At 63.5% G+C, this 8,857-nt stretch carries 6 protein-coding genes and 1 pseudogene; 3 read left to right on the forward strand and 4 right to left on the reverse strand.

Annotation, left to right across the window (positions count from 1 at the left end; genetic code table 11):
* The coding region (locus O7A61_RS28990; protein ID WP_337132678.1) for a dihydropteroate synthase at window positions 1-267 on the reverse strand (267 nt) is incomplete at its 3' end.
* A 114-nt stretch (window positions 268-381) separates the two neighbouring features.
* On the opposite strand from O7A61_RS28990, the gene O7A61_RS28995 reads away from it, so the two are divergent.
* Both O7A61_RS28995 and O7A61_RS29000 read left to right on the forward strand, forming a co-directional pair.
* The gene (locus O7A61_RS28995; protein WP_337132679.1) at window positions 382-1,002 is read left to right on the forward strand and encodes a DUF922 domain-containing Zn-dependent protease; all 621 of its coding nucleotides are present in this window, start codon (window positions 382-384) and stop codon (window positions 1,000-1,002) included.
* Between the two features lie 221 nt (window positions 1,003-1,223).
* On the forward strand, window positions 1,224-2,705 hold the full coding sequence (locus O7A61_RS29000) for an MDR family MFS transporter (protein WP_337132680.1): 1,482 nt from the start codon (window positions 1,224-1,226) through the stop codon (window positions 2,703-2,705).
* Here O7A61_RS29000 and O7A61_RS29005 read toward each other — a convergent pair whose 3' ends face one another.
* The 3 genes from O7A61_RS29005 to O7A61_RS29015 form a co-directional block, all read right to left on the reverse strand.
* Window positions 2,706-3,737: an NAD(P)/FAD-dependent oxidoreductase gene (locus O7A61_RS29005; RefSeq protein ID WP_337132682.1), complete on the reverse strand. Its 1,032-nt coding sequence runs from the start codon at window positions 3,735-3,737 to the stop codon at window positions 2,706-2,708.
* Between the two features lie 89 nt (window positions 3,738-3,826).
* Window positions 3,827-4,147 (reverse strand): 2Fe-2S iron-sulfur cluster-binding protein, encoded by a 321-nt coding sequence (locus O7A61_RS29010; RefSeq protein ID WP_027144910.1) that lies wholly within the window; start codon window positions 4,145-4,147, stop codon window positions 3,827-3,829.
* Between the two features lie 144 nt (window positions 4,148-4,291).
* Window positions 4,292-4,660 (reverse strand): Hpt domain-containing protein, encoded by a 369-nt coding sequence (locus tag O7A61_RS29015; RefSeq protein WP_140503663.1) that lies wholly within the window; start codon window positions 4,658-4,660, stop codon window positions 4,292-4,294.
* 275 nt (window positions 4,661-4,935) lie between these two features.
* On the opposite strand from O7A61_RS29015, the pseudogene O7A61_RS29020 reads away from it, so the two are divergent.
* Window positions 4,936-8,857 (forward strand): annotated as a pseudogene (locus O7A61_RS29020) (kinesin); the annotation flags it as partial.

Below are 8,857 nucleotides of genomic sequence, written 5' to 3' on the forward strand. Positions count from 1 at the left end.
CGCCTCGATCACCGGCAGGATACGGGCCTGCTCCTCGGTGGCCGAGATCGCGGCGGCGCCCGGCCGGGTGGATTCTCCGCCGACATCGATGATTGCGGCGCCTTCCCCGATCATGCGGCGCGCCTGGACCAACGCGGTTTCGGGAGCATCAAACAGGCCGCCATCGGAGAAGCTGTCAGGCGTGACATTGAGGATGCCGACCACCACGGCCTTGCCGCCAAGCCCGAGATGGCGCCCATGCGCCAGCTGCCATCGCCCCGCCGTCATTGCGCATCAACCATGGGCTCATCAACCAAGAGGTCATCAACGATGTGTGATCCGCATCGGATCAGTTCCGTTGCGCCGGCAAAGGCCGTAAAGCAAGGTGACAGAAGAGGCAACATGATGACACGATCCCTGCTCTGCGCACTGCTGCTTACCGCCGCCGTTCCGGCGGATGCGGCCAATCTGGTGAAGACATACAGCTATTTCGCCATCGGCGGCAGAACGCTGGAGGATATCGAGCAGCAACTCGCCAAACACGGGCCGCAGGTCAAAAGCACGGGGTCGCGCCACCCTGGCGCCACGCAGATGGCCTTCACGACACGCATCAGCTACGCCAGCCAGCGCGGCTCCTGCCGGATCGCCGACGCGGTCGTGACCGTCAAGGTCAAGGTGATCCTCCCCGAATGGCGCCGGCCGCGCAAAGCCGATGCCGACGTGCGGCTGTTCTGGGATACATTGTCGGCCGACATCAAGCGCCATGAAGACCGCCATGTCGAGATCGCCAAGAACCACGGCCGCGCACTCGAAGACGCGCTGAAGGCAACCTATCCGCAAAAGGATTGCGATGCGGCAAAGGCCAAGGCCGCCGAGATCACTGCGGTTCAGCTAGCCAGACACGATCAGGATCAGGTGCGGTTTGACCTTGTCGAAGGCGCCAATTTCGAAAGCCGCATCCTGCGGCTGATGCGCTACAGGATGGAGCGCATCGGAAGTGGCCGATTGCCGCCGCCGACCTGAATCTCCTCACTGCTTCCGTTGGCCCGGATGCAAGCCAACCGGGCGGAAGCGTAGTGCCAGTTTCGATTTTTTTTCGAGCACTAGTCGAAATAGGCCTATACGGAACGACATATCCAGGGTTGCTACGCGCACAAGCTGGAAGCATAAGCATCACGATCGATCGCACCGCGGATGCACCAGACAGACCCGATGCGGCAGCGCAAAGCGCATGGACGAGAATTATGGACCAGGCTGTCGACAAACAGGCCGTGGCGGCGGCGAACGCGCCGCTGACCGAAAGCGAAAAGAACGCCATCATCGGCGGCGTCCTCCTGTCGATGCTGCTGGCAGCCCTCGACCAGACCATCGTCGCGCCCGCCATGCCGACCATCGGGCGCTCACTCGGCCATGCCGAATATCTGCCATGGATCGTCACCGGTTACCTCTTGACCGCAACCGCCGTGGCACCGCTCTACGGCAAGATTTCCGACGTCCATGGACGGCGGCCGACCGTCTATGCGGCAATCCTCATCTTTCTCGCCGGATCGCTGGTCAGCGCACTGGCCCCCAACATGTTCGTCCTTATCCTGGGGCGCGCGATCCAGGGGGCCGGTGGCGGCGGCCTTTTCGCGCTGACGCAGACCGTGGTCGGAGACCTTGTCCCGCCGCGCGAACGGGCGCGCTATGCGGCGTGGTTTTCCGGCACCTGGGCCGTTGCCAGCGTCGCCGGGCCACTGCTGGGCGGCACTTTTGCTGAACATCTGCACTGGTCCCTCATCTTCTGGATCAACATCCCCCTGGGCTTTGTCGCGATGGCGATCATCAACAAGCCGCTCAAGAAGCTGCCGATCGCGGCCAAGAATCACAGCATCGATGGTCTCGGCGCATTGCTGCTCATCGTCGCCACAGCGCTGTTGCTGCTGGCGCTGAACTGGGGCGGCAGCGCCTACCCGTGGATGTCGCCGGAAGTCATCGGCGTCCTGGCGTGCTCCGCGCTTTTCTGGGGCGCCTTTGCCCTGCGGCTGACGCGGGCGGCCGAACCGCTCATTTCGCTCGAGGTGCTGGGCAACCCGATCGTCCTGGCCGGCACTCTGTCGATGTTCCTGCTCCAGGCCGCCAGCGTCGGCCTTGCCGTCTATCTGCCTGTCTATCTGCAGTCGATACTTGGCCTGACGGCGAGCGAGTCGGGCATTGCAATGCTTGGCCTACTGCTTGGAACCGTGGGCGGCGCCGCTTCCAGCGGCCGCCTGATACCGCGCTTCACCCACTACAAGCGCATCGCCATGGTCGGCGTCATCTTCGCCATCCTGTGCATGGGCCTGCTGGCCTTTGTCGCCGGCCATGCATCGCTGCTTGTCGTCGAAGTCCTGACGATCTGTATCGGGCTGGGAACTGGTACGACGTTTCCGGTAACCACCGTATCCGTGCAGAACGCCGTCGACCGAATCCATCTTGGCGTAGCGACTGGGGTGCTTACCTTTCTGCGTTCGCTGGGCAGTGCATTGGGGGTCGCGATGCTCGGCGCCGTCGCTCTGGGCTTCGGATTGCCGCTGGCCGGTGAAGGCGTTGAGGTGGCCGGACATGTCGTATCGGCCGAACCCTTCGCGATGATCTTCCTCGTCGCGGCCGGCACTCTGGGACTGGGCCTCATCGCGCTGACCCTGATGCCCGAGAAAGAACTTCGAGGCCACGTCGACGATCCGGCGCCGATCCTGGCGGAATAATTAACCCGTGACGCCGAGCTTCTTCTGCAGGCTGGTCGACGAAGTCGTGTACTGGAACACGATCCGTTCGCCGGGGCTGATGACGCGCTTGGCGGCCTGCGCCATCAGCGCCACCTCGTGGAAACCCGACAGGATCAGCTTCAGCTTGCCCGGATACGAGTTGATATCGCCCACCGCGAAAATGCCGGGCACCGATGTCTGGAACTTCTCGGTGTCGACCGGGATCAGGTTCTCGTGGAGATTGAGCCCCCATTCCGCGATCGGGCCGAGCTTCATGGTCAGCCCGAAGAACGGCAGCATGCGCGTACAAGACACCTCGATGTCGCCATCCGGACCGCCCTTGATCGTGGCCGACGCCAGCTGGCCATCGGCCCCGGTAAGTCCGGCCACCTGGCCGACCCTGAATTCCAGCTGCTTCATCTCCTGCATGGCGTACATCTTGTTGACGCTGTCGGGCGCCGCGCGAAACTCCGGCCGCCGATGAACGAGCGTCACGCTCTTTGCCACCGGCTGCAGGTTCAGCGTCCAATCAAGCGCCGAGTCGCCGCCGCCCACGATGACCAGGTCATGGCCGCGAAAATCCTCCATCCGGCGGACCGAATAGAAGACGCTCGTGCCCTCATACGCTTCGATGCCGGGAATTGGCGGGCGCTTCGGCTGGAATGAGCCGCCGCCGGCGGCAATCACCACCACCTTGGCCTCGAACACCTCGTTCTCGTCCGTGGTCACGCGAAAGCCGCCGTCGTCCAACTTTTCGAGACTGGAGACCATGCGGTTGTAGGTGAAGTCGGGCTTGAACGGCGCAACCTGCTCAAGCAGCTTGTCAACGAGCCCTTGCGCCGAGATCGAGGGCCAGCCGGGAATGTCGTAGATCGGCTTTTCCGGATAGAGTTCCGCGCATTGGCCGCCGGGCTTGTCGAGAATGTCGATCAGATGACACTTCAGGTCCACCAGGCCGAGCTCGAATACGGCGAACAGGCCGACCGGCCCGGCCCCGACAATGAGGACGTCTGTGCTGATGATGCCGGTCATGATGCGCCTCGCTGCGAAAGTCCAGGCGAGACTGCATGACCGTTGGCCCGCTGCCAAGCGTCAGCGGGAAAAATCGCCGATGCTGGATTTCAGCCCTGACGTTCGGGAACCCGCACGATCAGGCCGTCGAGAGCGTCGCGCACCTTGATCTGGCACGACAGGCGCGAGTTCGGCTGGACCTCATAGGCGAAATCCAGCATGTCTTCTTCCATCGCCTCGGGCTCGCCGACTTCGGCCGTCCATGCCTCATCGACATAGACATGGCAGGTCGCACAGGCGCAGGCGCCGCCGCACTCCGCCTCGATGCCCGGCACGGCGTTGCGGATGGCGTTTTCCATGACCGTCGAACCGTTTTCGGCATCCACGTCGAAATGAGTGCCGTCATGGGCGATGAAGGTCAGTTTGGTCATTTGTCACCTGAAGGGAGTTTCGCCCGGGACGAAGGGAGGTTCGCCCGAGACGAAAGGGAATTTCGCCCGAGATAATCACTCCGGCAAACAAGTCAACTGCCGCGCGAAAGCGGCGCTCCGTGACGTTTTTGTCGCAAACCGGAATCAGCGACTGATGGCGGCTATGAAGTCGCGCACTTCATCGATCAGCCCGCCGAGCCGCTTGAGGGTCTGGACGTCCTCCGGCCGGTGCTCGATATCGGTGGCGCAGTCGGCGATGGCGAAGGCGCCCACGCCGCGGGCCGACCCTTTCAAGCCGTGAGCCAGCAGAAGCCGGTCCTTGATGTCGGCATCGACTATTTTGTCGCGCACCGATAATGCCTGCTGTACAAATAGCGCCAGCACCTCTTGCTCGAGGGCGCGGTCGCCCATCGTTTGCCGGGCAAGGTGTGCCAAATCGACCGGCCGGGACTGCCTCGTTCCCGATACGTCGCCCCCGGGCATTGAGAAGGCAATGCCGCTTTCGCCACGCATGAACTCGAACTCCATTTTCTTCGGCCGCCCTGAAAAACTAGGCGATTCCAGTGGACAACGGGTTAATGAATGGCCGGGAAAAATGTTGCGAAAGCGGCGCCCCAATCACGGTTGCGTTAACCTTATATTTAAAGTTTTACGTATCCCGCGGAATGCATGTTTTCTTTACCCCCCTGTGTCATTACGATACGAGGGTCCATTTTCAGCCTCCTGCGCGGGGGTAAGACAAACAGAATTATAAGCCCCCGCGGCAGCTAGTACAGGGTAGCGAAGGCATGGCGAAGAAACCAACGACGACCAGAAATCTCGACAGCGACGTAGCCAGGGAACTCGAAAAAGCACTCGATCTCGACTTGAGCGGCGACGCCGACGGCGGCGACCTCGATATCGCGGCTTCGATGGAAGATCTGGAAGCGCAGATATCCCAGGCCGCCGACGAGCTGGCACGCGAGGGACGCAATCAGCAGCCGGCGGCGCCCGTCGTCAATCAGGCTCAGGGCGCCAAGCCCGCGCCAATGGCTCAGGGCGCCAAGCCCGCGCCAATGGCCAAGCCTGCCGAACTTCGCCCGGTCGAGACGCGCAATGGTGGCCAGCCCGCCGGCTTCGCCCCAGCCAACGATGATCGCCAGAAAGATTACAAGACCCTTCTGCACAGCCTGAACAGGCGCGCCTCCAACACCATCTACTGGGTCATCGCCTTTGTCTCGCTCGCCTGGATCGCCGGCGCCGGCGGATTGGCCAACCTGCTTTTTGGACCGAGCATCTGGCGGATACGCACGCTGGACCAGTTCTTTGCCCGCCCCGAACTGATCGGCCTCGCCGTCGCGGCAATCGTGCCCGTCATCCTGTTCTGGGCCTTCGCGGCGATGATTCGCCGCGCCCAGGACATGCGCATCGCCGCGCAATCGATGACGGAAGTGGCCTTCCGCCTGACCGAGCCGGAAAACATGGCTCAGGATCGCGTCATGATGATCGGCCAGGCCGTCCGCCGCGAAGTGGCCGCAATGGGCGAAGGCATCGAACGCACCCTTGCCCGTGCCGTCGAACTGGAAACGCTGGTCCACAGCGAGGTCAACCAGATCGAGCGCTCCTATTCGGAAAACGAAACCCGGATCAGGTCGCTGGTCGACGGACTGGGCAGCGAACGCGAAGCGGTGGTCACCCATGCCGAACGCGTCCGCGCCTCGATCTCCGGCGCCCACGAGACGTTGCGCGATGAAATCGGCGCGGCAAGCGACATCATCCGCGACAGCATCCTCAATGCGTCGACCAAACTGTCGATGACGATCACCAATTCCGGCGACACGCTGATCGACCGCATCAACGAAAGCTCGATGTCGATCTTCGACTCCGTGGAGGGTCGCCTCGACAACATCACCGACCGGCTTTCGACCTCCGGCGAGGCTTTCGCCAGCCTGCTCGACACCCGTATCGCCAAGCTGACGGACACCACGGACGGCTTGACCCGTTCCTTGACCGACCTGCTCGACGACCGCACCACCGGCATGGTGTCGCTGCTCGGCGGCGCCGCGCGCACCCTCAATTCCGAGTTCGAGGCCAGCCTCAACGGCATCGAGCGCACCTTGGCCGAGCGCGGCCAGGCGCTGATCAGCGAGTTCCAGACCCGCGCAGAAGCGCTGGATACCGGCACCCAGAAGCTCAATGCCGCGCTTGAGGCCCGTGCCCGCCAGATCAACGAAACGCTGGTCGAGCGTGCGCGTGAAATCGCCCACACCTTCGCCGAGAGCAAGGACACGCTGTCGGCCATGATCGATCAGGGCAAGACCCAGATCGGCGCCGACATGGCCGACATCGTCACCTCGACCTCATCCATGCTCGAAGCGCGCGCCAGCGATTTCGCCGGCCGCATGGAGGCAGCCCGCCACGTCGTTTCGCGCTCCTTCGACGCCGACATCCAGCGGCTTGCCGATGCGCGCGTCGGTATCGAGGAAGCCGTCGAAAACCACAGCCGCAAGCTCTCCGAGAGCCGCGAGCGCATGGCGGCGGCCATGCAGGCGGACCTGGAGAAATTCGCCGAGGGCCGCGCCGGCATCGATGCCGCCGTGACCAACCAGGTGCAGAAGCTGGCCGAAGGCCGCGGCCTGATAGCGCGTGCGCTCGAAGAAGACCTGCGCAAGGTCAACGAATCGCGCGCCGCCATCGATGCGTCGCTCGGCAGTCATCTCGAACGATTGGAAGAAGGCCGCAACCGGCTCTCTCTGGCTCTCAACGAAGACTCTGGTAAATTGGTGCAAGCTCGCACGATCATTGATGAAATGGTCGCTGGACATGTCGGAAAGCTGGCTGAAGGCCGCAACATCCTGTCGCGCGCCCTGGAAGCCGATCTCGGCAAACTGTCCGACAGCCGCGCCGACATAGACGGCCTTGTCGCCGGCCAGGTCGAGAAGATCGCCGAGGGCCGCGCGGTGCTCGCCAAGGCGCTGGAAAACGACATTGCCGGTATCAAGAACCTCATCGAGGCGCATTCGGCGAAACTGGCCGAAGACCGCTCGCAGCTCGGCCGTTCGCTCGAAAGCGACCTTTCGGGCATACGTGGCCTGATCGACAGCCATTCCGGGCGCCTGGCAGAAGACCGCGGCCTGCTGTCGCAGACGCTTGAAGCCGACCTCGCCAAGCTGGCCGAAAGCCGCTCCAGCATCGACGGGCTGGTCGCCGGCCAAGTCGAGAAGCTTGCCGAGGGCCGCGACATCCTCAAGCGTGCGCTGGAATCCGACCTCAACACGATCAAGAGCGTCATATCGAGCCAGTCGGACAAACTTGCCGAGGATCGCGGACAGCTCTCGCGCGTTCTGGAAGCCGATCTGCAGAATGTGAACAGCGTTATCGCCGATCACATGAACAGGCTGGTTCAGGATCGCTCGACCTTGTCGAAAGCGCTGGAGGACGATCTCGCCAAGCTGGCCGAAAGCCGCTCCAGCATCGACGGGCTGGTTGCCGGCCAAGTCGAGAAGCTGGCCGAAGGTCGCGACATCCTGCGCCGCGCATTGGAGGCCGATCTCAACACGGTCAGAAACACCGTTGCCGACCAGTCCCAGAAACTGGTCGACGATCGCTCCCAGTTCGCCCGTGCGCTGGAGGCCGATCTCGAAACCGTCAACAGCCTTGTCAACAGCCATTCGGACCGGCTTGTCCAGGAGCGTTCGACACTGTCGAAGGCGCTTGAGGCCGACCTGCTGACCGTTAGCGGGCACGTCAACAATCACGCGGAACGGCTTGTCGAGGAGCGTTCGACCTTGTCGAAGGCGCTGGAGGACGATCTCGCCAAGCTGGCCGAGAGCCGATCCAGCATCGACGGTCTGGTCGCCGGCCAGGTCGAGAAGCTCGCTGAAGGCCGCGATGTCCTCAAGCGCGCGCTGGAGGCCGACCTTGCCAAGCTGGCCGAGAGCCGCTCCAGCATCGACGGTCTGGTCGCCGGCCAGGTCGAGAAGCTCGCCGAGGGCCGCGACATTCTCAAGCGCGCTCTCGAAGCCGACCTGCAGAGGCTGGCCGAAAGCCGCGGCGATATCGATGAGATCATCGCTGGACATGTCGGCAAGTTGTCCGAAGGCCGCAATATGCTCAGCCGCGCGCTGGAAGACGATCTCGGCAAGCTCGCCGAGACCCGCAAGGACGTCGATCGCTCGCTGTCCGGCCACATCGACCAGATCGCGGCCAGGAGCACGGACATTTCCGCCGCGATTGCTGCCGATGTCGACAAGATCGAGCAGGCGTTCAGCCGCCAGACCGGCATCATCGAGGAACGCGCCGGCACCATGGAGCGCGCGCTCTCGACTGGCGTCGATAACGTCCGCAGCGTGCTCGAGAAGAGCGCGGTCTTCGTCGCCGGCGCCTTGCGCGAAAAGGTCCTGGAAGTCACCAGCACGCTGCACGAGCAGGCCGGTGCCGCCTTCAGTGACGCCGATCGCAAGATCGCCGAGCGCGCCGAACAGACGTCCGCCGCCCTGCTGGCACGGGCCGAAGACATCGCCCGCACCTTCGAGGAGGCCGATCGGCGCCTCCACGCCCGTGCGGAAGATACGTCGAACGCCTTGCTCGCCCGCGCCGACGACACCTCCAGCTCGCTGCTGGCCCGCGCCCATGAAACCGCCGACCAGCTCGCCGCTCGCGCTGGCGAGATCGCCGGGACGTTCGACATGGCGGACCAGAAGCTCGCCGCCCGGGCCCAAGAGACCGCCG

Origin of the sequence: Mesorhizobium sp. Cs1321R2N1 (assembly GCF_037179725.1) — a bacterium.
Taxonomy (GTDB): domain Bacteria; phylum Pseudomonadota; class Alphaproteobacteria; order Rhizobiales; family Rhizobiaceae; genus Mesorhizobium; species Mesorhizobium salmacidum.

Excerpts from the sequence above, each read along its gene's own strand:
- O7A61_RS28995 (WP_337132679.1), top strand. The coding sequence starts at position 382 with ATGATGACACGATCCCTGCTCTGCGCACTGCTGCTTACCGCCGCCGTT.
- O7A61_RS29000 (WP_337132680.1), top strand. The coding sequence starts at position 1,224 with ATGGACCAGGCTGTCGACAAACAGGCCGTGGCGGCGGCGAACGCGCCG.
- O7A61_RS29005 (WP_337132682.1), bottom strand. The coding sequence starts at position 3,737 with ATGACCGGCATCATCAGCACAGACGTCCTCATTGTCGGGGCCGGGCCG.
- O7A61_RS29010 (WP_027144910.1), bottom strand. The coding sequence starts at position 4,147 with ATGACCAAACTGACCTTCATCGCCCATGACGGCACTCATTTCGACGTG.
- O7A61_RS29015 (WP_140503663.1), bottom strand. The coding sequence starts at position 4,660 with ATGCGTGGCGAAAGCGGCATTGCCTTCTCAATGCCCGGGGGCGACGTA.